We start from the raw sequence: 23,865 nt of genomic DNA, 5'->3' as shown, positions 1-23,865 counted from the left end.
CGCGGGACACGGTCCGGCGTGGGGACACGACGGGTGCAGTAGGCTCGGCACGATTCCCGGCCACCCTGCGGTGAACGGTGGGGATCGGCCGGCCGTCGGGCGGGTCAACCGGACGGAACAGTCGCGCGGGTAGGGGAATGGTTGTGGTTGTGCGTCATGCGGTGGATCTCGTGCCGGGCCCGTTAGGTGCGTGATGTCCCACCTCGACCCCTACGGCAGCGCCGAGCCCCGCGGCTGGGACCGCCCCGACCGCCCCGCCCCTGCCATGCCCTGGCCGGAGCCCGAGATGGAGCCCGGCCAGTGGCACCGCCGGCCCGGCGTCGCCCCTGACGTGTACGCCGAGCCGCACACCCGCGCCCGCCCGCAGGTCGACGCCCACTCCGAGCCGGGGAGTGCGGACCGTGCCCCGTACGACCCCCCGGCTGGGACGAACGGTCACCACCCGGACGACTCCGAGTGCCCGACGACCCAACTGGAACCGGTGCGGGACGCCGAGCCGGAGCCGGAGCCCGCGCGGGCCCCGGGCCGGCGGCAGCCCGGCCGACGCCGGGCCAGCGTCGACCGGCCCCCGACGCAGCAGCCCGCATCGAGTCGGGCGGGGCGCAACCTGCCGGCCGCCATCGCGGTCGGCGTGGCCCTCGGCGCCCTGATCGTGGTCCCGCTGTTCTTCTACCGGCCCGCCTTCCTGCTGGTGGTGGCCGGCGCGGTCGCAGTCGGCAGCTGGGAGATGGCCCGGGCGGTGCGCCGCAGCGGTGCCCACCCGCCGCTGGTGCCCCTGATTGCCGGCGGGGTGCTCACCGTCGGGCTGGCCTGGTTCGCCGGTCCTGACGCGCTCAGCCTCGGCCTGCTGGTCACCGTGCTCGGGACGATGGTCTGGCGGCTCGGCGACGGGCCGCGCGGCTTCCAGCGCGACCTGACCGCCGCCACCCTGATCGCCGTGTACGTGCCGTTCCTCGGCGGGTTCGCCGCGCTGCTGGCGGCGGCGCCGGACGACGGCCACCTGCGGGTGCTCGTGACGCTGGTCGCGGTGGTGCTCTCCGACACCGGCGGGTACGCCGCCGGCGTCAGCTTCGGCAAGCATCCGATGGCCCCCTCGGTGAGCCCGAAGAAGTCCTGGGAGGGCTTCGCCGGCTCGGTCACCGCCGCAGCGCTGGGCAGCGCCCTGCTGCTCTGGTTGCTTCTCGACGTGGCCCCGTGGTGGGGCGCGCTCTTCGGGCTGGCGGTCTCCGGTGCGGCCGTCCTCGGTGACCTCGCCGAGTCCATGATCAAGCGGGACCTCGGGGTCAAGGACATGAGCAACCTGCTCCCCGGGCACGGCGGCCTGATGGATCGGCTCGACTCGATCCTCTTCGCGCTGCCGACCGCGTACCTGCTGCTGGCGGTCTTCGTCCCGGTGCTGGAGTGAGGCGTGAATCACCGGCCGTCGCGGGCCCCGGCCGGGCGGCGGGGGGCGATTCGGCACCTCCGGACAGGTGCGTCGGCCGTCCGGCGTGACAGACTGGACCCGCCATGACGAGCCTGCCCCTGATCCCCGCAGACCCCGACGCCCCCGGGCGCCGGCCCGCGATGCCTCCCCGTCACCTCGCCGACCTCGACCTCGCCGGCCGCCGCGCGCTGGTCGCCGAGCTGGGGGAGCCGGCGTTCCGCGCCAAGCAGGTCTCCACCCACTACTTCGGTCGCCTGGTACGCGATCCCGCGCAGATGACCGACCTCCCGGCCGCCGCCCGGGACAGGCTCGCCGACCAGCTCCTGCCGCGCCTGCTCACCCCGGTCCGCGAGCTGGCCTGCGACGACGGCGCGACCCGCAAGGCGCTCTGGCGCCTGCACGACGGCTCGTTGGTGGAGAGCGTGCTGATGGGCTACCCGGACCGGGTCACCGTCTGCATCTCCAGCCAGGCCGGCTGCGGCATGGCCTGCCCGTTCTGCGCCACCGGCCAGGCCGGGCTGACCCGCAACCTGTCCACCGCCGAGATCGTCGACCAGGCGGTCTACCTGGCCGGCGTGGCCGCCTCCGGCGCGGTGGCGGGCTCGCCGCCCCGCCTGTCGCACGTCGTCTTCATGGGTATGGGCGAGCCGCTGGCCAACTACTCCCGGGTGATCGCGGCGATCCGCCGGCTCGTCGCACCGGCGCCGGAGGGGCTGGGGCTGTCGCAGCGTCACATCACCGTCTCCACGGTCGGCCTCGTGCCGGCCATCCGCCGACTGGCCAGCGAAGACCTCTCGGTGACCCTTGCGTTGTCGCTACACGCCCCCGATGATGAGCTGCGCGACGAACTCGTGCCGGTCAACCAGCGCTGGAAGGTGTCCGAGGTGCTGGACGCAGCGTGGGACTACGCGGCAACGACGGGGCGCCGCGTGTCGATCGAGTACGCGATGATCAAGGACGTGAACGACCAGCCGTGGAGAGCCGATCTGCTCGGGCGGCTGCTGGCCGGGAAGCTGGCCCACGTGAACCTCATCCCGCTCAATCCGACTCCGGGCAGCCGGTGGGACGCCAGCCCGAAGCCGGTCGAGCGGGAGTTCGTCCGGCGGTTGCGTGAGGCCGGGGTGTCGACGACGGTGCGGGACACCCGGGGTCGCGAGATCGACGGAGCGTGTGGGCAGCTCGCCGCCGCCGTCGACAACAGGGACACCGACCGGACCGGGGAGACTGCGTGACCGGGCGTAGCGAACGAGACCAGGAGACATAGTGGCGAGTCAGGGTCAGCGTTTCCGGCGTAAGGCGCTCCGCCGGGGATACAAGGTCGACGAGGTCGACGCCTTCCTGGACCGGGTCGAGGCGACGCTCGACGGTCAGCCGGTCGGCGCCCCCGTGGCCTCCCAGGAGGTCCACGACGTCGTCTTCCGGGTCCGCTTCAACGGCTACGACGAGTGGCAGGTCGACCTGCACCTGGACCGGGTCGAGCGGCAGCTGGCCGAGTTGGAGGAGCGCGGCGGCGTCGGTGGACGCGGCGGCGACCCCCGGGCCGCCGACCGGCTGGGCCCCCCGGATCGGATGGGCCCGCCGGACCAGATGGGCCCGCCGGACCGGTTCGGCCTGCCGGACCAGATGGGGCCGCCGGATCGGATGGGCCCGCCGGACCGGTTCGGCCCGCCGGACCAGATGGGGCCGCCGGATCGGATGGGGCCGCCGGATCGGATGGGCCCGCCGGATCGGTTCGGCCTGCCGGACCAGATGGGGCCGCCGGATCGGATGGGCCCGCCGGACCGGTTCGGCCCGCCGGACCAGATGGGCCCGCCGGACCGGATGGGGCCGCCGATGCGCGACGATCGCGGCATGCCTCCCGGTCCGCAGCCGATGCCGCCCCGGCCGATGCCCGCCCAGGCCGGCCCGTCCGCCGACCGCTACGGCCGCTACGACGAGCCGACCGGCGCCTTCGCCGGGGGCTACGACGGCCCCCGGGGTGGCTACGAGCCGCCCCGCGGCCCGGGCGGCCCCGGCCCGATGGGTCCGGGCGCGCCGATGGGCCACGGCGGCCCGCCCCCGCGCGGCCTGCCCGCCGGTCCCGGTGGCTACGGCGACGGTCCGGGTGGCTACGGTGACGGCCCCGGCGGCTACGGTGACGGTCCGGGTGGCTACGGCCCCGGTGGTTACGGCGACGGCCCCGGTGGCTACGGCGACGGTCCGGGCGGCTACGGCGACGAGCCGCGCTTCGACGGCTTCGAGGCCGGCCGGCACGGGCGCACCGACATGACCGCCGAGATCCGGATGCCCGAGCGGGAGTTGCGCGACCTGCGGGGCCGGGGCCCGGCCGGGCCGCCCCCGCAGCAGGGCTTCGGCGGCCCGCCGCCGGTGGCCGGCCCGCCGGTCGGTGGTCCTCCGGTTGGTGGCCCGCCGGTCGGTGGCCCGCCGGTCGGTGGCCCGCCGCCGGTGGCCGGCCCGCCGATGGCCGGCCCGCCCGGCAGCGACCTCTACCGCGTCGACCAGATCCGCCGCAGCTTCCAGGTGCGCCGGTTCGGCAGCGGGTACGACCCGGACCAGGTCGACCGGTTCTTCGAGACCCTGCTCGGCGGCATGCAGGGGCGCAACCCGATGCCGGTGAACCCGAAGGAACTGGACACGCTGCGCTTCGGGCTGGTGCCCGGCGGCTACTTCGAGGCCGAGGTCGACGCCGCGCTCAAGGACGTGCAGGACATCCTGTTCCGCCGCTGACCCGCGTACGACGAGGGCCCGCTTCCCCGGTCGGGGGCGGGCCCTCGTGCGTGTCGTCTCCGGCGCGCGGACCGGCTCGACGCCGGCTGACGGGGTGCGGTCAGGACCGCAGGCCGTTGCGCCGCAGCACGGTGTCGCCGATGACGATGACCAGCAGCAGGACGGCCAGGCCGATCAGCCAGATGTCCTCGACCCTGCCCTCGTGGTTGCCGCAGAGCATCGCCAGCAGCACCAGCGCGGAGAGGACCGCGCCGATTCGCCCGGACTTGCGGTGCCCCGGCTTGTGCTGGTCTGGCGACGTTACCGGCTCGCTTCCTGCCACTGTCGGTCCTTCCCTCGCGATCGGATCTCCGGTTAGTCTGGCACGCCCCGTGCCAGGCTCGGCGCTGGGTCCGGTCGGATGGGGCGGACCGCACGATCCGCGCCGACGGCCGGGCGCCGGCCCGAACGGCCCTCGCGTACGGCCGGGTGGGTCCAAGGTCCCGGCGGTGTCGGGCGTAACGGCACTACCGGCGTCGCGGGTCGCTCGCCAGACTGCCTCCGGTAGCGTTTCGGACGTACACCTTTTGTTTGTCTTCGAGGGGGAACTGCGGTGCGAGTGACCGGTACGGGACACGCCAGCATGCGGATCGACACGGCCGCGGGCAGCATCCTGTGCGACCCGTGGGTCAACCCGGCCTATTTCGCGTCGTGGTTCCCGTTTCCGGACAACTCCCAGCTCGACTGGGAGACCCTCGGCGACGTCGACTACCTCTACGTCTCCCACCTGCACCGGGACCACTTCGACGCGGCGCACCTGAAGAACTTCGTGTCGAAGTCGGCCACCGTGCTGCTGCCCGCGTTCCCCACCTCCGAGATGGAGGACGAGCTGCGGGAGTTGGGCTTCACGAAGTTCCTGAAGGCGCCGAACGAGCAGGTCGTCGAGCTGGACGGCGGCCTGAAGGTCATGATCCAGGCGCTGACCAGCCCGACCGACGGCCCGATCGGCGACTCGTCGCTGTGGGTGGAGTACGACGGGGTCCGGCTGCTCAACCAGAATGACGCCCGCCCCACCGATCTGAGCGTCTTCGCCGAGCTGGGCCACGTGCACGCGCACATGCTCCAGTTCTCCGGCGCGATCTGGTACCCGATGGTCTACGAGCTGCCGCAGGCGGCGAAGACAGCGTTCGGCAAGCAGAAGCGGGACCGGCAGTTCGACCGTACCTGGCGCTACATCGACGACCTGAAGGCCGACCACGTCTTCCCGATCGCCGGCCCGCCCTGCTTCCTCGACGACGAGCTGTGGCAGTTCAACGACATCCACGGCGACGAGGGCAACATCTTCCCCGACCAGTCGGTCTTCCTCAGCGAGTACGCGAAGGTCGGCGGCACCAACGGCATCGTGCTGCTCCCGGGCAGCGTCGCCGAGATCACCACCGAGAGCTGCGAGACGGTCCACCCGGTGCCGGTGGAGGACTTCTTCGCGAACAAGGTCGCGCACCTGGAGGAGATGCGGGAACGCAAGCGGCCGGTCATCGAGGCGGAGAAGGCGTCCTGGCGGCACCCCGAGGTGGACGTGCTCGGCGAGATGAAGCGCCGGATCGAGCCGCTGCTGGACGAGTCGATCTACCTGGCCAAGGGGGTCGGCGGGCCGGTCCGCTTCGACCTGGTCGGCACCGACAGCTCAGGCGGGGAGACGATCGAGTCGATCGTGGTGGACTTCCCGGGCAAGGAGGTCCGGCCGTACGCGGACGAGAAGGTCCGCTACCGGTTCCGCACCGAGCGGGCGCTGGTCGAGCACCTGCTGCACATCGGCGAGGTGGACTGGGTCAACTCGCTCTTCCTCTCCTGCCGCTTCTCCGCCGCCCGGATCGGGCAGTACAACGAGTTCGTCTACGCGTTCTTCAAGTGCCTCTCCGAGGAGCGCCTCCAGTACGCCGAGGGCTGGTACGACGAGCACGAGCGGGCCGTCGACGCCGAGGACATCACCCTCGACGGCTGGGTGGTGCAGCGCCGCTGCCCGCACCTCAAGGCGGACCTGAGCCGCTTCGGGATCGTGGACGGCGACCAGCTCACCTGCCAGCTGCACGGGTGGAAGTTCGACCTGTCCAGCGGCCGCTGCCTGACCAGCGTCGGCCACAAGATCCGCGCGCACCGGGCCGACGCGGAGACCCCCGCTCCCGCCGGCGAGGCGATCAGCTGAGTTTTCCTCCGCCCGCCGCCCCCGCCGGGCGACCATCAGGTCGGGAAGGGGGGCGGCGTGGCGGACGGCGCGGGCAGGGACGGCTACCGGTACGCGCGCGACCGGGAGATGACCCGGGACGCCTCCCGGGTGGAGACGTTCAGCGACGGCGTCTTCGCGGTCGTGTTGACGGTGATGGCCGTCGAACTGCTCCAGAACGGGCCGGCCCGGGACCCCGGGCGGCAGCTCCCCGACGCCCTCGTCCAGGCCTGGCCGACCTACCTGGCGTACGTGATCACCTTCGGGATCGCCGGCCAGATCTGGCTCGGCCACCACAACATGTGGCGGTACGTGGTCCGCGTCGACCAGGCGCTGCTCATGTTCAACCTGCTCGTGCTGCTCTTCGTGGCGGCGATCCCGTTCACCGCCGACCTGCTGGCGGACAACCTGCGCGGCAGCGGAACCGAGCAGCGGCTGACGGCCGCCCTGTACCTCGGCACCGTGCTGGGCGAGTCGCTCTTCTTCAACCTGAGCTGGTGGTGGGCCCGCCGGCGCCGGCTGCTCCACCCCGACCTGGACCCGGCGCTGGCCCGGGCGGTCTCGCGGCGGCTGGTGGTGCGCCCGCTGCTCTACACGGTCGCCTTCGCCTTCGTCTTCGTCGATCCGATCCTCAGCCTGCTGCTCTACCTGCTGCTGCTCGTCGGCCTGTCCCTCGTCCGCCGCCCCGGCGACCTGCCCCGCTCCGCCGGGGCCGGCGGCGAGGTCAGCGGCCGAGATCGGTGAGGATGCGGCGGGCGGCGTTGTGGCCGGCGGCGCCGATGACGCTGCCGGCGGGGTGGCAGCCGGCGCTGCCGGCGTAGACGCCGTCGACGCCGGTGGCGTACGGCATCCGGTCGGTGAACGAGACGGTGTTGTCGACGTGGTGGATGTGCCCGCCGGTGATGCCGAAGTGCGCCTCGATGCCGGGCGGGGGCAGCGGCACCGCGTCCGCGATCAGGTCGGCCGTGCCGGGGGCGTACCGCTCGCAGATCCCGACCAGCCGCTCCACGTACCCGGGCAGCGCCTCGTCCCAGGTCGTGCCGGCCAGCTCGTAGGGCACCGACTGGACGAAGAGCGCCGAGGAGTGGTGCCCCCGCCCGTCCGACAGCGACGGGTCGACGGTGGTGTGCAGGTACCACTCGATCGTCGGCTCCTCGGGCAGCCGGCCCGCCTGGACGTCCGCCCACATCGCGCGCAGCGCCGCCATCGGCGACTCGCCGCCGCCGCCGATCAGCGACGTCGAGCCGGGCAGCAGGTGGATGGTCGACCCGAACGGGCTCGGCGCGTCCGCCGGCAGGCAGGAGAAGCGGGGCAGGCCGGTCAGCGCCAGGTTGAGCTTGAGGGTGGTGCCGGGGCGGCGGACCGCCGCCATCCGGTCGGCCAGCGGCGCCGGGAGCGCGCCGTCGGGCAGCAGGTCCATCAGCCGGTACGGGTCACACGCCCCGAGCACCACCCGGGCGCCCACCTCCCGCCCGTCGGCCAGGGCCACGCCGCTGGCCGCGCCGCCGGCCAGGGTGATCGCGCTGACCGGCGTGCCGGTCAGGATCGTCGCGCCGGCGGCCCGGGCGGCGTCGGCGAAGGTGCGGGACACCGTGCCCATGCCGCCCTCGGCGATCATCCACGTGCCGTCGGAGCCGGGCAGGCGGCACATGTTGTGCACGAGGAAGTTGTGGCCGGTGCCGGGGTCGTCGGGGCCGGCGTTCAGCCCGGACAGGCCGTCGGTCACCGCGTACATGCTGAGCAGCAGCTCGGAGCGGAAGTCGAAGCGGGCGAGGTGGTCGGCGACCGAGCCGCGGACCAGGTCGACGAAGACCTGCCGCAGCGCCGGGCGGACGTACCGTTCGGCGGTCTCCTCGACCGGCAGCGGGTCGGCCAGCCAGACCGGCGCGAGGTCGGCGCGCAGCGCGGCCAGCTCGGCCTGGAGGGCGTCGTCGGCGGCCATGTCGGCGGGGGAGAAGAACTCCGCGAGCTGCGCCCGGGTGGCCGCGGTGTCGCTGCCGAACAGCAGGTACGGGGATCCCTTCGGGCCCGGGGTGGGCAGGAAGTAGTGCGGGTCGCGGCGCAGCACCGGGATGCGCACGTCCAGCGTGGCGAGCAGCTCCGGCGGCATCAACCCGAGCAGGTAGGAGCCGGTGGAGTGGCGCAGCCCGGGCACCTTCGGGAACGGGGTCTCCGTCCGGGTGGCCCCGCCGATCACGTCGGCGGCCTCCAGCACCAGCACGTCGAGCCCGGCGCGGGCGAGCAGGATCGCGGACACCAGACCGTTGTGCCCGGACCCGACGATCACCACGTCGGCCCGGGTCGGCAGCTCGTCGCTCATGCCGGGGGAGCCTAGTGCCCGCCGGCCCCGCCGGTCAGCCCTTCGCCGCCGGTCGCCGGTGTCAGTCAGCCGCCGGCGGATCGGCGCGCAGTTGGGCGGTGAACGCGGCCAGCTCCAGCTCGAACAGTGCCTCGGCCTCGGTGACCGCCCAGGCGAGCTGGCCGAAGACCTCCATGGCGACCAGCCCGTAGAGCCGGGTCCAGCCGGAGAGCAGGGCGTACGCGACCTCGATCGGCACCTCGCCGTGGCTGAGCCGTAGCGGCTCCAGCCGCCCGCCCAGGCGCTCCTGGAGCAGCTCGGCGGGCGGGGTGGGGAAGGGTGCGCGGTGCCAGAGCTCGAAGATCGGCTGCACGAAGACCGCGCCGAACCGGGCGCCCGGGTGGTCTGGGTCGGCGCAGTCGTCGACGAAGGCGTCCAGCCCGGGGGCCCGGGCGCCGAACATCAGCCCGAACTCGGTGGGGTGGGCCACCGACCAGGAGCGGAACGCGCGGCCCATGGCCAGCAACTGGTCGACCGGCTCGGCCCCGGCGTCGTCCCGGGCCGCCTCCAGCCGCAGCCGCAGCTCGTCGTAGAGGTCGCCGGCGAGCGCCGCGACCAGCGCCTCCAGGCTGGGGAAGTAGCGGTAGATGGCCGGCGCCGTCATGCCCATGTCCCGGGCGATGGCCCGCAACGAGACCGCCTCCACCCCGCCGGTCACCAACAGGCGCCGTGCCCCGTCCTTGATCTCGGCGACGGTCGCGGTGCGCAGGCGTTCGCGTCGGGACGGTGCGGGCATACAGCTAACCCCCTTGACCAAAGCGAACCCCGTTGTCATAGTTAACGGCGTTCACTTGAATGAGCGATGGTTACAGCTTAGCCGTCGACGGAGGGGGAGGCGAATGTTCGCCTGGTGGGGAAGAGCGGTGGTGCGGCTGCGTTGGGCGGTGCTGGCCGCCGCCCTGGTGGTGGTCGTGCTGGGCTCGACCTGGGGGGCCGGGGTCTTCGGGCAGTTGACCGGGGGTGGATACGACGACCCGGCGAGCGAGTCCAGCCGCGCCGCCGAGCGGATCACCGCCGAGCTGGGACCACAGGGCGCGGACCTGGTCGTGCTCTGGACCAGCGACGGGGCGACCGTCGACCAGCCGGCCTTCCGTGACCCGGTCACGGCCACCGTCACCGGCCTGCGGCAGCGCCCCGAGGTCACCAGTGTCGTCACCTGGTACGACACCCAGGCCCCCGCGCTGCTGTCGACCGACCGGCGCGCCACCTACGCGCTGGTCCAGCTCCGGGCCGCCGACGAGGACGCCAAGACCGCCGCGTACGAGGACCTGCGGCCGGCCCTGGCGACGCCCGGCGTACGGACCGAGGTCGGCGGCACGGTGGCGTTCCTGCACGAGTCGAACCGCCAGACCACCGAGGACATCACCCGGGCGGAGATCCTCTCCATGCCGGTGCTGCTGGTGCTGCTCGTGCTGATCTTCGGCGGGCTGGTGGCCGCGTCCACCCCGCTGCTGATCGGCGGGCTGGCCATCCTCGGCGCGTTCGTCGCCGTCCGGCTGGTCAACCTGGTCACCGACGTGTCGATCTTCGCCATCAACGTCATCACCCTGATCGGCCTGGGCATGGCGGTCGACTACGCCCTCTTCGTGGTCAGCCGGTTCCGCGAGGAGTTGGCCGCCGGCCATGACACGCCCGCCGCGATCCGCCGCACCATGACCACCGCCGGTCGTACGGTGCTGGTCTCCGGCCTCACCGTCGCGCTCGCTATGGCCAGCCTGCTGATCTTCCCGCAGGCGTTCCTGCGCTCGATGGGGCTCGGCGGGATGGCCGCCGTGCTGGTCGCCATGCTGGCGGCGCTGACCGTGCTGCCGGCCCTGCTCGCGGTGCTCGGCCACCGGATCAACGCGCTGCGCGTACCGCTGCCGTGGCGGCGCCGGGCGCGGGTCGGGCGGCCGGCGGCGGGGGAGACGGGCGGCGCCTGGGCCCGGATCGCGCGCAGCGTGATGCGCCGCCCGGTGCGCTACCTGGTCGGCGTGATCCTGCTGCTCCTGCTGCTCGCCGCGCCGTTCCTGCGGATCACCTTCGGCGGCTTCGACGAGCGGGTGCTGCCGGCGGACGCCACGCCCCGGGTCGTCTCCGAGCGGATCGCCGCGGAGTTCCCCGGCGGCACGGTCGCGCCGATCGACGTGCTGGTGTCCGGGGCGTCCCCGGCGCAGGCGCGGCCCTTCGCCGACCGGGTGGCCGCCGTGCCGGGCGTGACCGGGGTGCAGGTGGCGGCCAGCCGGGGCACGTCGACGCTGCTGACGGTGACCTACCCCGGCGAGCCGACCGGCGACGTCGCCCAGGACGTGGTCCGGGCGCTGCGCGACCTGCCCGCCCCGGCCGGCGCGGAGGTGCTCGTCGGCGGCCGGCCCGGCGCCGACCGGGACCTGCTGGACAGCCTCGGCGACCGGCTGCCCTGGATGGCCCTGCTGATGGCCGCCGCGACCCTGGTCCTGCTCTTCCTCGCCTTCGGCTCGGTGGTGCTGCCGGTGAAGGCGGTGCTGATGAACCTGGTGTCGATCGGCGCCTCGTTCGGCGTGGTGGTCTGGATCTTCCAGGACGGGCACTTCGCCGACCAGCTCGGCTTCACCCCGACCGGGTTCATCGAGCCCAGCAACCCGATCCTCATGCTCGCCGTGCTCTTCGGGCTGGCGACCGACTACGAGGTGTTCCTGCTCTCCCGGGTGCGCGAGGAGTGGGACCGCAGCGGGGACAACGCCGCCTCGGTGGCCGCCGGGCTCCAGCACACCGGCCGGATCATCACCGCCGCCGCGCTGCTGCTGATCATCGTGGTGGCCGGCTTCGCCAGCGGCGCGATGGCGTACATCAAGCTCATCGGGATCGGCATGATCGTGGCGATCGTGGTGGACGCGACGCTGGTCCGGGCCCTGCTGGTGCCGGCCACCATGCGGCTGCTGGGCCGCTGGAACTGGTGGGCCCCCGGCCCGCTCGGCCGGGTCTACCGCCGCTACGGCATCCGCGAGGCGGCAGACCCGGAGCCGGCGCCCCGGGAGCCCGCCCTCACCCGCTGACCGGCCGTCGCCGGCATCCACCAGGGGGTCCGCGTCGGACGTGGACCCCCTGGTCGCTCATCCGGCGGTCGGGCGAACAGCTCCTGATCGCTCATTCGGCGGTTGGGTCAAACCTCCCGGTCGCTCATCCGGCGGGTCGGGCGCGGGCCGCCCGCCAGCGGGAGAGGGCGAGCGTGGCGGAGTAGCCCGCGAGCACGATCACGTGGAAGACATAGAGCCAGAGCAGGACGGCCACCCCCGCCCCGATCTCGTCGAAGCCCCCGAACGGCACGCCCAGGTCGATCGGGAGCGAGGCGAAGAGCACGAAGCCGTGCAGGAACCCGGACAGGTTCGCCGCGGTGAACGAGCCGACGCCCAGCGCGGAGAGCCAGTCCGGCGACGCCGGGCCGACCACCCGGAACACCCAGAGCAGCACCGGGGTGAGCACCAGCCAGACCGCCAGGAACGACAGCACCACGCCCAGCGCGCCGGCCAACCCGCCCTGGCGGACCAGCCGGGTCGTCGTCGGCAGCGCGACCAGGATCGACAGCAGCAGGGCCGGGGCCGGGGCGAGCAGGGGAAGCAGCAGCAGCCGCCCGCGCCAGCCCACCAGGGACTCGTCGCCGCGCCCGCCGGCCACCGAGACGAAGGCCCGGCGCAGCCCCTCGCCGTACAGGGACGCCGGCAGCAGCGACGCCAACGCCGGCAGCGTGGTCAACCCCACCCCGGCCTCGACCAGCGCGGCCACCGCGTGGGGCGCGCCGATCGCGTCCGGCAGCGTCGCCACGGCGTGCGACGTGAGCCGGCGGACCCGGTCGGCCCCCGCCACCAGCGAGGTCAGCCAGATCGCCAGCAGCGCCACCGGCACCACGGCGATCGCCCCGTAGAAGGTGATGGCAGCGGCGTGCAGCGACAGGTCCCGGCCGCGCAGCGGGCGGAACGCGGCACGGGTGGTCCGCCTCGCCCGCTGCCAGCCCCCACCCATCGCGCTCTCGTTCCCCGCCGCGCCCCGCGCCACTCAATAGGATTACCCGCCATGACCGTGCTCACCACCGAGCGCCTGTTCGTGCGGGAGTGGACCGCCGACCCGGCCGACCTGGCCCGGATCTTCGACCTCTACTCCCGGGCGGAGGTGACCCGCTGGCTGAACGCCCCCGGCCTGCCGCTGACCGACCCGGCGCAGGCCGCCGACCGGCTCGCGCTGTGGCGGAAGCGGCACGCGGGGCACGGCGGCCGGTACGGCACCTGGGCGATCGAGGTCCGCGACACCGGCGTGGTGGCCGGCACCGTGCTGCTCAAGCCGCTGCCCGGGCGGGACGAGAACGTGCCGACCGAGGACATCGAGGTGGGCTGGCACCTGCACCCCGACTCCCAGGGCCACGGCTACGCGACCGAGGCGGCCCGGGCGGCGGTGGCGCGGGAACTCGCCGCCGGCACCCGGGAGGTCTACGCGGTCGTGGCGCCCGGCAACGAGGCGTCGATGGCGGTGGCCCGCCGGCTCGGCATGACCCACGTCGGCCGCCGCACCGACTGGTACGGCGGCGAGGAGGTGGAGACCTTCGTGCGCCGCGCCGACGACGCCTGACGGCCCGCCGTATCCTCTCTCGGCGTGATGATCACTTTCGAGACGCAGCCGGACCGCCGCCGTCTCGTCGCCGGCCTGCGCCGGGCCTACCGCCGGACGCTGCTGCTGTTCCGGGTCTGCCCGTTCGTGACCCTGCTGCCGGCGCTGGCGGGGCTGGTCTTCGGGGACCTGCTCATGGCGGGCGGCTGGGCGCTGGTCGCGGCCGTGCTGGCGCTCGCCGGACCGCTGACGCTGCGGTCCCTGGTCCGCGCCAACTGGAAGATGTACGGCATCCCGATCACCTGGACCTTCACCGACGAGGGCGCCCGCAGCGTCAACGCCGTCAGCGACGGCACGCTGAGTTGGGCGGCGATCGAGCGGGTCGAGGCCATCCCCGGTCAGTTGCTGTTCTGGATCGGCCGGAGCCAGGTGTTCCCGGTGCCGGTCGACGGGCTGGCCGCGGCGGACCGGGAGCGGCTGCTCGCCTTCCTGCGCGGGCGAGGGCTGCTCACCGGCAACCCGGCGGCGCTGACCGGGCCCGTCGGTCAGAGGTGAGCGAGGCGACCGGCGAGATGCGGCGGGCTGGGAACGAACGGCCGCGTGCCCCAGCCCCGGAACTGTCATGTCGCCTCTTCCCGCCCGGCGTCGGACCGGGTGTGCGATGGCGTGCGGCGGGGGCTGCGGCGGCTAGGGTGGTCTGAGCAGAATGTCCCGCTGAGGGGGTGAGCCCGGATGGCCCAGGCAGCCTTCGCGCCCGAGCCGGCGCCGCAGTCCACCGAGCCGTCGTTCGACGTGTTGCGGTGGCGTGACGAGCCGTGGACCGCCCAGCTCGCCCTCGACCTGTTGCCGGAGACCAACGGCCCCAAGGTTGAGGTCCTGAGCGGAAGCGTGATCGTGACCCCGCACGCCGGAATCGACCACCAGTCGGTCGAACGTGAGCTGCCCTACCGTCTGCACCGTGCCGCCCGCAGGGCGGGCCTGTGGGTCTATCCCGAGATCAACGTGGTCTCGGGCGAGGACCTCTTCATCCCCGACATCGCCGTACTCCGGTCCTCTGGCGGCGGCCGGCCGGCCGTCGACATCGGTCAGGCCGTCCTGCTTGGCGAGATCGTGTCACCTGGCAACCGGCGCAAGGACGTAATCGACCGGCCGCGCGAGTACGCCGCCGTCGGTGTTCCCTTCTTCCTCCGGGTCGACCTGCGCAACCGGGTGCCGACCATCGCCCTGTTCGAGTTGGTCGAGGGGGAGTACCAGCCGGTGAGCGCGGCGGCGGCCGGCAGCACCTTCACCATGACCGAGCCCTTCGTGTTCGCCGTCGATCCGGCCGATCTCCTCGACGAGGAGGCACCCGAGGAAGGCGAAACGCCGCCGGAGGAGCAGGCCGACGCGGAGGGCTGAGGCTCCCAGCGGAGGCACAGGGATGGTGGGGAAGAATGGCCCGGTGACCTCCCCACGCGATCTTGTTCTGCTCGGCTCCACCGGCTCGATCGGCACACAGGCCGTCGACATCGTGCGGCGCAACCCGGACCGGTTCCGGGTGGTCGCGCTCGGCGCCGGCGGCGGCAACGTCGAGCTGCTCGCCGCCCAGGCCCTCGAACTCGGCGTCGAGGCGGTGGGTGTGGCGAAGGCGTCCGCCGCGCAGGACCTCCAGCTCGCCTTCTACGCCGAGGCGAGCCGGCGCGGCTGGGCCACCGGCGACTTCAGGCTGCCCAAGATCGTGGCCGGCCCGGACGCGATGACCGAGCTGGCGCAGTGGCCCTGCGACGTCGTGCTCAACGGCGTCGTCGGCTCGCTCGGGCTCGCGCCGACCCTGGCCGCGCTGCGCGCCGGGCGTACGCTCGCGCTGGCCAACAAGGAGTCCCTCGTCGCCGGCGGTTCCCTCGTCAAGGCCGCGGTGACCCGGCCGGAGCAGATCGTCCCCGTCGACTCGGAGCACTCGGCCCTCGCCCAGTGCCTGCGCGGCGGCGCCCGGGGCGAGGTGCGCCGGCTGGTCGTCACCGCCAGCGGCGGCCCGTTCCGGGGCCGGCGGCGCGACGAGCTGACCGCGGTCACGCCCGAGCAGGCGCTGGCGCACCCGACGTGGAACATGGGGCCGGTCGTCACGATCAACTCCGCCACGATGGTCAACAAGGCGCTGGAGGTGATCGAGGCGCACGAGCTGTTCGACGTGCCGTACGCCGACATCACCGTGATGGTGCACCCGCAGTCGGTGATCCACTCGATGGTCGAGTTCGTGGACGGGTCCACCCTCGCCCAGGCCAGCCCGCCAGACATGCGGCTGCCGATCGCGCTCGGCATCGGCTGGCCGGACCGGGTGGCCGACGCCGCCGCCGCGGTCGACTGGACGACGGCGCACACCTGGGAGTTCGCGCCGCTGGACGACGAGGCGTTCCCGGCGGTCGCGCTGGCCAAGGCCGCCGGCGAGGCCGGGCGCTGCCGGCCGGCGATCTACAACGCGGCCAACGAGGAGTGCGTGGCCGCCTTCGTGGCCGGCCGGCTGCCCTTCCTCGGCATCGTCGACACCCTCCAGCGGGTGTTGGAGGACGCTCCCGACTTCGACGAACCAGGTACCGTCGAGGACGTGCTCGCGGCGGAGTCGTGGGCCCGCGCGCACGCGCAGGAGATCATCATCGCGGGTTCGGTGGAAGGAGCTTGATGGCGTACCTGCTCGGGGTGGTGCTCTTCGCCCTCGCGATCCTCATCTCGGTGAGCCTGCACGAGGCGGGGCACATGCTCACCGCCAAGGCCTTCGGCATGAAGGTCACCCGCTACTTCGTCGGCTTCGGCCCCACGCTCTGGTCGTTCAAGCGGGGCGAGACGGAGTACGGCATCAAGGGCATCCCGCTCGGCGGCTTCTGCAAGATCGTCGGCATGACCCCGCAGGACGACGACGTCGACCCGGCGGACGAGCCGCGCGCGATGTGGCGCTATCCGGTCTGGAAGCGGACGATCGTCATGTCCGCGGGCTCCATCACCCACTTCGCCCTCGCCCTGGTCACCCTCTGGGTGATCGCGGTCACCGCCGGCCTGCCCAACCCGGACTTCCCGAGCACCGAGGCCGAGATCCGCAAGGAGCCGGCGGTCATCCAGCTGTCGGACTGCGTGGTGCCGGAGAACACCCTGCGGGCGTGCACGACCGCCGACCCCGCCAGCCCCGCCGCCCAGGCGCAGCTGCGCGACGGCGACCGGATCACCGCGATCAACGGCGCGCCGATCAACGACTACGGCCAACTGCTGACCACCCTGCGGGCCCTCAAGCCGGGCGACACGGCGCAGATCGCGTACGTCCGGGACGGCCAGCCGGGCACGGCCAGCGCGGTGCTCGCGCAGACGCAGCGCCCCCCGCTGGACGACCCGAAGGGTCAGGTCGCCGCGGTCGCCGCGCTCGGCGTCGGCCTCGTCCCCAGCACCCCGACCCGGGTGACGTACGGGCCGGTCGGCGCGTTCGGCGCGACCGCCGACTTCACCGGCGACATGGCGGTCAACACCTTCGAGGCGATGAAGCGCATCCCGCAGAAGGTCCCGGCCCTGTGGACGGCGATCACCGGCGGCGAGCGGGACATGGACACCCCGATCAGCGTGGTCGGCGCGAGCCGGCTCGGCGGCGAGGCGGTGGAGAACAACGCCTGGCTGCTGTTCTTCATGCTGTTCGTCTCGCTGAACTTCTTCATCGGCGTGTTCAACCTGCTGCCCCTGCTGCCGCTGGACGGCGGGCACATCGCCATCGCCTGGTTCGAGCGGGCCCGTTCCTGGGTCTACGCGCGGTTCGGCCGCCCCGACCCCGGCCGCGTCGACTACCTCAAGCTCATGCCCCTCACGTACGCGATGATCCTGATCGGTGGCGCGTTCACGCTGCTGACCATCACCGCGGACGTCGTCAACCCGATCACGCTCTTCTCAAGGTGAGTGCCTGAAGTGACCGCTGTCAGTCTCGGCATCCCGGCCGTACCGCCTCCGCCGCTCGCCCCGCGCCGGGCCAGCCGCCAGATCATGGTCGGCTCCGTGCCGGTCGGTGGGGGCGCGCCGGTCTCCGTGCAGTCGATGACCACCACCCTCACGTCCGACGTCAACGCCACCCTCCAGCAGATCGCCGAGCTGACCGCGTCCGGCTGCCAGATCGTCCGGGTCGCGGTGCCCAGCCAGGACGACGTGGAGGCGCTGCCGGCGATCGCGAAGAAGTCGCAGATCCCGGTCATCGCCGACATCCACTTCCAGCCGAAGTACGTCTTCGCCGCGATCGACGCGGGCTGCGCGGCGGTCCGGGTGAACCCGGGCAACATCCGGCAGTTCGACGACAAGGTCAAGGAGATCGCCAAGGCGGCCGGCGACGCGGGCGTGCCGATCCGGATCGGCGTGAACGCCGGCTCGCTGGACAAGCGGCTGCTGGCCAAGTACGGCAAGGCCACCGCCGAGGCGCTGGTCGAGTCGGCGCTGTGGGAGTGCTCGCTGTTCGAGGAGCACGGCTTCCGCGACATCAAGATCTCGGTGAAGCACAACGACCCGGTGGTGATGATCCGGGCCTACCGCCAGCTCGCCGAGAAGTGCGACTACCCGCTGCACCTGGGCGTCACCGAGGCCGGCCCGGCGTTCCAGGGCACGATCAAGTCGGCGGTGGCGTTCGGCGCGCTGCTGGCCGAGGGGATCGGCGACACGATCCGCGTCTCGCTGTCGGCCCCGCCGGTGGAGGAGATCAAGGTCGGCGCCGCGATCCTGGAGTCGCTCGGGCTGCGCGAGCGCGGCCTGGAGATCGTCTCCTGCCCGTCCTGCGGCCGGGCCCAGGTCGACGTCTACAAGCTCGCGGAGGAGGTCACCGCCGGCCTGGAGGGGCTGCCGGTGCCGCTGCGGGTCGCCGTGATGGGTTGCGTCGTGAACGGCCCGGGCGAGGCCCGCGAGGCCGACCTGGGCGTGGCCTCCGGCAACGGCAAGGGCCAGATCTTCGTCAAGGGCAAGGTCGTCAAGACCGTGCCCGAGGCGCAGATCGTGGAGACGCTGATCGAGGAGGCGCTGCGCATCGCCGACGAGATGGGTGCCGAGCTGCCGGAGGAGCTGCGCGGCCTGCTGCCGGGCGCCACCGTCTCCGTGCACTGACCCACCGCGCCGTCGCGCACCGGCCCCACCGCCACCCGGCGGTCGGGGCCGGTGCGCTTTCACGGCGTACGCCGGCACCCGGTTACCAAACCGTACGTACGTCTTGCTAGGGTGTGGGCGTGCGGCTGCTTCCTGAACCGGGCCCGGCCCGGACCCTCACCCTCGGCACCCTCGTGCGGACCGTCGGGCGCGGCCTGTGGCTGGTGGCCAGCGCGCTCTTCCTCACCCGCTCGGTCGGCCTCACCGCCACCGAGGTGGGCGTGGGGCTGACCGTCTCGGCCCTGGTCGGCCTGCTGGCCAGCGCGCCGACCGGCTACCTGGCCGACCGGCTCGGGCCCCGGGGCACCCAGGTCGCCGCGCTGGTCGCCGGGGGCGCGCTGACCGCCGCCCTGGTGACCGTCCAGTCGTTCGCCGCGTTCCTGGCCGTCGGTGCGGCCACCGCCCTGGCCGACGCCGCCGACCGGGGCGCCCGGGGCGCGCTCATCGCCGGTTCCGTCCCCGCCGACCAGCGGGTCCGCACCCGCGCCTACCTGCGCGCCACCACCAACGTCGGGATCTCGGTGGGCGCCGTGCTCGCCGGCTTCGCGCTCGCCGCCGACACCCGGTCGGCGTACGTGGCGCTGATCGTCACCGCCGCGACGACGTACCTGCTCGCCGCCGCCGTCTTCACCCGGCTGCCGGCCATCGCCCCCGCGCCCGCCCCCACGCAGGGCCCCCGGCTGGTCGCGCTGCGGGACCGCCCCTTCCTGGCGTTCACCGTGCTCGACGGCCTGATGTCGATGCACTTCGGGCTGCTCAACATCGCCCTGCCGCTGTGGATCGTCGGGCACACCCGGGCGCCGGCCTGGGTGATCTCCGGGCTGATGCTGGTCAACACCCTGGTGGTGGTGCTCTTCCAGGTCCGCGCCGCGCGGGGCACCGAGAGCCTCGCCGGGGCGGCCCGGGCGTCGCGGCGCGCCGGGCTCGCCATCGCCGCCGCCTGCGTCCTCTTCGCCGCCAGCGGCGGGCTGCCGACGGTCGCCGCCGTCGCGCTGCTGGTCGCCGGCGCGCTCGCGCACGTCGTCGGGGAGCTGTGGCACTCCGCCGCCGGCTGGGGGATCTCCTTCGGGCTTGCGCCCGAGCACGCCCACGGGCAGTACCAGGGGGCGTACAGCATGGGTTTCGAGCTGGGCCGGATGATCGCGCCGGTGGTGGTGACCACGTTGGCCGTCGGGTGGGGCGTGCCCGGCTGGTTGTTGCTCGGTGGGCTGTTCCTGCTGCTCGGTGCCCTGGTGCCCGGAGTGGTCGGCTGGGCCGCCCGCAACCGGGGCGCAGCGCCCGCGCCGCGACCGGTCCCGGTGCCGTAGTCCTCTCGCCACTCGACCGGCGCGGCGGGGGGCGGATCTGGCAGGCTGGTATCCGTGCTGACGGTGCCGGTACGGCAACTCGGGGAGTCGGAGCGCCGCGCTGTCGAGCGGCTGCTCGACCTCGACCCGTTCGCGGGCGCGCAGGTCGCGGAGCGGGTCGCCGCGCGCGGCCTGGCCTGGTGGCGCGCCGAGGGTCGGGTGCTGGGCTACGGCACCCGCCGCCACCTGGAGTCCGTCTGCTGGCTGGGCGGCAACCTCACCCCCGTCCTCGCCACCGAGCCGGCCGTCGCCGCCTACGCCGACCTCCTCGCCGGCGAGGAGCGGCTCTGCTCGTCGATCGTGGGCCGGGCCGACGCCGTGCTCGGCCTCTGGGACCGGCTCGCCGACGTCTGGGGGCCGGCCCGGGACGTACGCCCCAACCAGCCGCTGCTGGCCACCGACGCGCTGCCGGCGCTGCGGGCGGACCCGGAGGTGCGGCTGGTGCGCGGCGGGGAGATCGACCGGCTCTTCCCGGCGGCGGTGGCCATGTACACCGAGGAGGTGGGCGTCTCGCCGCTCGCCGACGACGGCGGGCGCGGCTACCGGCGGCGGGTCACCGAACTGGTCCGGGCCGGGCGGGCGTACGCGCGGTTCGTCGACGGTCAGGTGGTGTTCAAGGCCGAGCTGGCGGTGGTGACCCGCCGGACCGCCCAGGTGCAAGGGGTCTGGGTGGCCCCCGAGTGGCGGGGGAGGGGTATCGCGACGGCGGCGATGGCGGCCGTGGTGCGCGACGCGCTGCTGCGGGTCGCCCCGACCGTGAGCCTCTACGTCAACGACTTCAACCTGCCGGCCCGCCGGGTCTACGAGCGCTGCGGCTTCCGCCCGGTCGGCACGCTCGCCACCGTGCTCTTCTGAACCTTCCCGGGCATGGCCCGGATCACCCCCGGCGGGAGTGCCGAACCGGACGACCGGGGCTAGGCTGGGCATGTTTTTGCACTGACCAGTCAGTTCAAGAAGGTGGGCCGGGTCGGATGGTGGTCGTCGAAGCGCGCGGGCTGGGATTGCGTACCCGGCGGGGGTGGGTGTTCCGGGACGTCGACCTGACCGCCGCCGCGGGTGAACTGCACGCGGTGACCGGCCCGCCCGGCAGCGGACGCACCTCGCTGCTGCTCGCCCTGGCGGGCCGCTTCCCGACCAGCGAGGGACGGCTGACCCGGCACGGCCCCGCCGCGCTGGGGCAGGTCGCCGGCGTGCACGAGCCCGACCCCGCGCTGACCGTTGCCGAGCATGTCCGGGAGCGGCTGCTGCTGCTCGGGCCGGTGCCCCGCCGCCGGCGGCAGTTGGTGCCGGTCGCCGCGCTGCGGGCCCGCCGGGCGTACCGGCGGGACGCCTTCGCCGCCGCGATCGCCGGGGCCGGGCTCACCGGGGAGGCGCCCTTCGACCCGGACACCCGGGGGCGCGACCTCACCCCGCTGCAACGGCAGGTGCTCGGCCTGGTCCTGGCCACCCTGGGCGCGCCCCGGCTGATCGTCGCCGACGACGTGGACGCCGGTTGCGACGCCCCGGAACGCGCCCGGCTCTGGGCGACGCTCACCCGCCTGGCCGACCAGGGCTACGCGGTGGTCGCCAGTGCCCGCGCGGTCGAGGCGGACAGCCCCGCGATCGTGCACCGCCTCGGTGACCCCCCGGCCGCGCCGTCACCCCCCGACGAGGCGGCGGCCGGACCGCCCGAGGCCAGCGCCCGGCTGACCGAGGCGGCGGCCGGATCGTCCGAGGCGGCGGCCGGATCGTCCGAGGCGGCGGCCGGATCGTCCGAGGCGGCGGCCGGATCGTCCGAGGCGGCGGCCGGGCCGCCCGCCGCCGCTGGTCCGGGCGACGAGACCGATCCGACCGAGACCGTCGAGGTGGCCCGATGAGCGTCTTCCGACTCGCCCGGTTCGAGCTGCGCCGGCTGACCCGGGGCCGGCTGCCCCGCGCCGCGCTCGCCGTGCTCACCGTCGTCCCGCTGCTCTACGGGGCGCTCTACCTCTACGCCTTCTGGGACCCGTACGCCAAGCTGGACCGCATCCCGGTGGCGCTGGTCAACGCCGACCGCCCCGCCACCGCGAGTGACGGCACGGTCGTGCACGCGGGGCAGGACCTCGCCGACGAGCTGCTCGACCGGCGGGTCTTCGGCTGGCACGTCACCGACGCCGGGGACGCCGCCGCCGGCCTGCGCAGCGGCCGCTACCACCTGGTCTTCGCGATCCCGGAGGACTTCTCCGCCAGCCTGGCGGACAGCCCGGAGCCCGACCGGCCCGCCCGGCGGGGCGAGCTGCGGGTGGTCAACGACGACGCCACCAACTACCTCTCCGGGCTGCTGGCCCGCACGGCGTTCAGCGAGATCCGGGCCGCCGCCGCGCAGAGCGCCGCCGGGAACTACTTCGAGAAGATGCTCGTGGGCTTCACCGACGCCAAGGCCGAGACCGGCCGGGCGGCCGACGGAGCCGCGAAGCTCGCCGACGGGCTCGACTCCTCCACCACCGGCGCGGGCAGGGTAGCCGACGGGCTGGGCACGTCGCAGGACGGCGCGGGCCAGCTCGCGGACGGGCTGGACGCGTCCGCGACCGGGGCGGGCAGCCTCTCGGCGGGGCTCGACAAGACCGCGAAGGGCGCCGACGAACTCGCCGCCGGGCTCGGCGAACTGCGTACCGGGGCGGTGCAGCTCGCCGACGGCACCGCCCGCGCCGCGACGCAGACCCGCGCGGTGGCGGACAGGGTCAACGGCGCGGCCGGCCGGATCGAGCCGGTGCTGAGGGACAACGCGAAGCGGATCGAGGAGTCGGCCACGGCGATCGCCGAGGGGGCGCAGGCGCTCGCCGACGGGCTGGACGCCCTGCCCCGGCGGGCACAGGAGGCGGTCAGCCAGGCCGAGCAGGTCCGCGACCGGCTCGACGCGCTGGTCGCCGCGCACCCCGAACTCGCCGACGATCCCAGCGTGGTGGCCGCCCGTACGGCCGCGAAGGCCACCGTCGAGGCGGCCCGCACCGTGGCCGGCACGCTGGACGACGCCGACCTGACCACCCTGGAGAACCGGATGACCAGGGTCGCCGCCACCGCCCGGGAGATCGCCGCCGGGGCGCCCCACCTGGCCGACGACGTCGTCGCCGCCCAGGCCAAGGTCAACGAGCTGGCCACCGGGCTGGGCACCCTCGCCGAGGGCAGCGCCAAGCTGCGCGACGGCCTCGGCACGGCGGCCACCGGCGCCGGCGAGCTGCGCGGCGGGCTGTTCCGGCTGGCCACCGGCGCCCGGGAACTCGACGGCGGCCTGCACCGGCTCAGCGCCGGTGGCGAGCGGCTCGCCGTCGGCCTCACCCGGCTGGAGAGCGGCGCGGGCGACCTCGCGGCCGGCCTGACCCGGCTGGGCGGCGGCGCCGGCGACCTGGCCGACGGCCTCGCCGAGGGGGAGGAGAAGATCCCCGGGTACGCCGACGCGGAGGCCCGCGCCGCCGTCCTCGGCGACCCGGTCTCGCTGGACCGCACCGCCCGCAACGCCGCCGGCGCGTACGGCGTGGGCTTCGCCCCGTACTTCCTCGGGCTGGCCCTCTGGGTCGGCGCGATGATCACGTACATGCTGCTGCGGCCGGTCAACCGGCGGCACGTGATGTCCGGCGCGCCCGCCTGGCGGGTGGCGCTGGCGGGCTGGCTGCCCGCCGCGGCGATCGGGCTGGCCCAGGCCGGGGTGCTCTTCGCGGTGGTGACCCTCGCGCTCGACCTCGACCCGGCGCGCCCGGCGGCCACCCTCGGCCTGCTCGCGCTGGCCGCGCTCGCCTTCACCGCGATCGTGCAGTGGCTCGGCGCGCTGCTCGGGCCCGCCGGCCGGCTCGCCGCGCTGGCCCTGCTGATGCTCCAGCTCACCTCGTCCGGCGGCACCTATCCGGTGCAGACCTCACCGGGCTTCTTCCAGGCGATCCACCCCTGGCTGCCGATGACCTACGTGGTCACGGCCCTGCGGCACACCGTCAACGGCGGGTCGGCCGGGCCCGTCGGCACGGGGGCGCTGGTGCTGGCCGGCTTCGGCGCGGCGGCGCTCGCGCTCACCGTGGTCACCGCCCGCCGGGCGCGCCGCCTGACCCCGGCCACCCTGCACCCCGAGCTGTCCATGTGAGGATGCTGACGGGCCGGAGGTGCGGACGGGGAGGGC

At 74.1% G+C, this 23,865-nt stretch carries 20 protein-coding genes; 16 read left to right on the top strand and 4 right to left on the bottom strand.

Annotated features, from left to right (window positions below; genetic code table 11):
- The first annotated feature begins 193 nt into the window (after positions 1-193).
- The 3 genes from ACGF5G_RS24840 (at position 194) to ACGF5G_RS24830 (ending at position 4,153) form a co-directional block, all read left to right on the top strand.
- Entirely contained in the window at positions 194-1,405 is a 1,212-nt protein-coding gene (locus ACGF5G_RS24840; protein WP_393266703.1) for a phosphatidate cytidylyltransferase, read from the top strand.
- Between the two features lie 104 nt (positions 1,406-1,509).
- Entirely contained in the window at positions 1,510-2,658 is a 1,149-nt protein-coding gene (gene rlmN / locus ACGF5G_RS24835) for a 23S rRNA (adenine(2503)-C(2))-methyltransferase RlmN (protein WP_357453331.1), read from the top strand.
- A gap of 31 nt (positions 2,659-2,689) precedes the next feature.
- Positions 2,690-4,153 carry a DivIVA domain-containing protein gene (locus ACGF5G_RS24830; protein WP_393266700.1) on the top strand — a complete coding sequence of 488 codons (1,464 nt, stop codon included), beginning with the start codon at positions 2,690-2,692 and terminating at the stop codon, positions 4,151-4,153.
- Positions 4,154-4,253: 100 nt separating this feature from the next.
- On the opposite strand, the gene ACGF5G_RS24825 is transcribed toward ACGF5G_RS24830, so the two are convergent.
- Positions 4,254-4,475, bottom strand: a complete 222-nt coding sequence (locus ACGF5G_RS24825) for a DUF2631 domain-containing protein (RefSeq protein WP_393266697.1) — start codon at positions 4,473-4,475, stop codon at positions 4,254-4,256.
- 270 nt (positions 4,476-4,745) lie between these two features.
- Between ACGF5G_RS24825 and ACGF5G_RS24820 the strand changes: the two genes are divergently transcribed.
- Together ACGF5G_RS24820 and ACGF5G_RS24815 are read left to right on the top strand one after the other, a co-directional pair.
- Entirely contained in the window at positions 4,746-6,335 is a 1,590-nt protein-coding gene (locus tag ACGF5G_RS24820) for a Rieske 2Fe-2S domain-containing protein (RefSeq protein WP_393266694.1), read from the top strand.
- Between the two features lie 108 nt (positions 6,336-6,443).
- The gene (locus tag ACGF5G_RS24815) at positions 6,444-7,097 is read left to right on the top strand and encodes a TMEM175 family protein (RefSeq protein ID WP_393267010.1); all 654 of its coding nucleotides are present in this window, start codon (positions 6,444-6,446) and stop codon (positions 7,095-7,097) included.
- Here ACGF5G_RS24815 and ACGF5G_RS24810 read toward each other — a convergent pair.
- Both ACGF5G_RS24810 and ACGF5G_RS24805 read right to left on the bottom strand, forming a co-directional pair.
- Positions 7,078-8,673 carry a phytoene desaturase family protein gene (locus ACGF5G_RS24810; protein WP_393266691.1) on the bottom strand — a complete coding sequence of 532 codons (1,596 nt, stop codon included), beginning with the start codon at positions 8,671-8,673 and terminating at the stop codon, positions 7,078-7,080. The two genes, ACGF5G_RS24815 and ACGF5G_RS24810, sit on opposite strands and share 20 nt — an antisense overlap.
- A 61-nt stretch (positions 8,674-8,734) precedes the next feature.
- Positions 8,735-9,448, bottom strand: coding sequence for a TetR/AcrR family transcriptional regulator (locus tag ACGF5G_RS24805; RefSeq protein ID WP_393266688.1), 714 nt, complete (start codon positions 9,446-9,448; stop codon positions 8,735-8,737).
- Between the two features lie 103 nt (positions 9,449-9,551).
- Between ACGF5G_RS24805 and ACGF5G_RS24800 the strand changes: the two genes are divergently transcribed.
- Positions 9,552-11,726, top strand: a complete 2,175-nt coding sequence (locus tag ACGF5G_RS24800) for an MMPL family transporter (RefSeq protein WP_393266686.1) — start codon at positions 9,552-9,554, stop codon at positions 11,724-11,726.
- Between the two features lie 124 nt (positions 11,727-11,850).
- Here ACGF5G_RS24800 and ACGF5G_RS24795 read toward each other — a convergent pair whose 3' ends face one another.
- Positions 11,851-12,690: a YhjD/YihY/BrkB family envelope integrity protein gene (locus tag ACGF5G_RS24795; RefSeq protein ID WP_393266684.1), complete on the bottom strand. Its 840-nt coding sequence runs from the start codon at positions 12,688-12,690 to the stop codon at positions 11,851-11,853.
- A gap of 51 nt (positions 12,691-12,741) precedes the next feature.
- Between ACGF5G_RS24795 and ACGF5G_RS24790 the strand changes: the two genes are divergently transcribed.
- The 10 genes from ACGF5G_RS24790 to ACGF5G_RS24745 all read left to right on the top strand — a co-directional run bounded on the left by ACGF5G_RS24790 (position 12,742) and on the right by ACGF5G_RS24745 (position 23,829).
- Positions 12,742-13,290, top strand: coding sequence for a GNAT family N-acetyltransferase (locus ACGF5G_RS24790; RefSeq protein ID WP_393266681.1), 549 nt, complete (start codon positions 12,742-12,744; stop codon positions 13,288-13,290).
- Between the two features lie 27 nt (positions 13,291-13,317).
- Positions 13,318-13,824: a YcxB family protein gene (locus tag ACGF5G_RS24785; RefSeq protein WP_393267008.1), complete on the top strand. Its 507-nt coding sequence runs from the start codon at positions 13,318-13,320 to the stop codon at positions 13,822-13,824.
- Positions 13,825-14,001: 177 nt separating this feature from the next.
- Positions 14,002-14,667 carry a Uma2 family endonuclease gene (locus ACGF5G_RS24780; RefSeq protein ID WP_357693929.1) on the top strand — a complete coding sequence of 222 codons (666 nt, stop codon included), beginning with the start codon at positions 14,002-14,004 and terminating at the stop codon, positions 14,665-14,667.
- Positions 14,668-14,710: 43 nt separating this feature from the next.
- Entirely contained in the window at positions 14,711-15,925 is a 1,215-nt protein-coding gene (dxr, locus tag ACGF5G_RS24775; RefSeq protein ID WP_357453295.1) for a 1-deoxy-D-xylulose-5-phosphate reductoisomerase, read from the top strand.
- On the top strand, positions 15,925-17,175 hold the full coding sequence (locus ACGF5G_RS24770; protein WP_393266678.1) for a M50 family metallopeptidase: 1,251 nt from the start codon (positions 15,925-15,927) through the stop codon (positions 17,173-17,175). The genes dxr and ACGF5G_RS24770 overlap by 1 nt, the downstream gene beginning before the upstream one ends.
- Positions 17,176-17,184: 9 nt before the next feature.
- Positions 17,185-18,357, top strand: coding sequence for a flavodoxin-dependent (E)-4-hydroxy-3-methylbut-2-enyl-diphosphate synthase (gene ispG, locus ACGF5G_RS24765; RefSeq protein ID WP_357693921.1), 1,173 nt, complete (start codon positions 17,185-17,187; stop codon positions 18,355-18,357).
- Positions 18,358-18,476: 119 nt separating this feature from the next.
- Positions 18,477-19,703 (top strand): MFS transporter, encoded by a 1,227-nt coding sequence (locus ACGF5G_RS24760; RefSeq protein ID WP_393266676.1) that lies wholly within the window; start codon positions 18,477-18,479, stop codon positions 19,701-19,703.
- Between the two features lie 54 nt (positions 19,704-19,757).
- A complete protein-coding gene (locus tag ACGF5G_RS24755; RefSeq protein ID WP_393266673.1) occupies positions 19,758-20,597 on the top strand; it encodes a GNAT family N-acetyltransferase in 840 nt (279 codons plus the stop codon).
- 116 nt (positions 20,598-20,713) lie between these two features.
- Positions 20,714-21,598 (top strand): ATP-binding cassette domain-containing protein, encoded by an 885-nt coding sequence (locus ACGF5G_RS24750; RefSeq protein WP_393266670.1) that lies wholly within the window; start codon positions 20,714-20,716, stop codon positions 21,596-21,598.
- A complete protein-coding gene (locus ACGF5G_RS24745; RefSeq protein WP_393266667.1) occupies positions 21,595-23,829 on the top strand; it encodes a YhgE/Pip family protein in 2,235 nt (744 codons plus the stop codon). The genes ACGF5G_RS24750 and ACGF5G_RS24745 overlap by 4 nt, the downstream gene beginning before the upstream one ends.
- Positions 23,830-23,865: the final 36 nt, after the last annotated feature.

Source organism: Micromonospora sp. NPDC047730 (assembly GCF_043204765.1).
Lineage (GTDB): Bacteria > Actinomycetota > Actinomycetes > Mycobacteriales > Micromonosporaceae > Micromonospora.
This window is presented reverse-complemented; position numbering and strand designations above follow the sequence as displayed.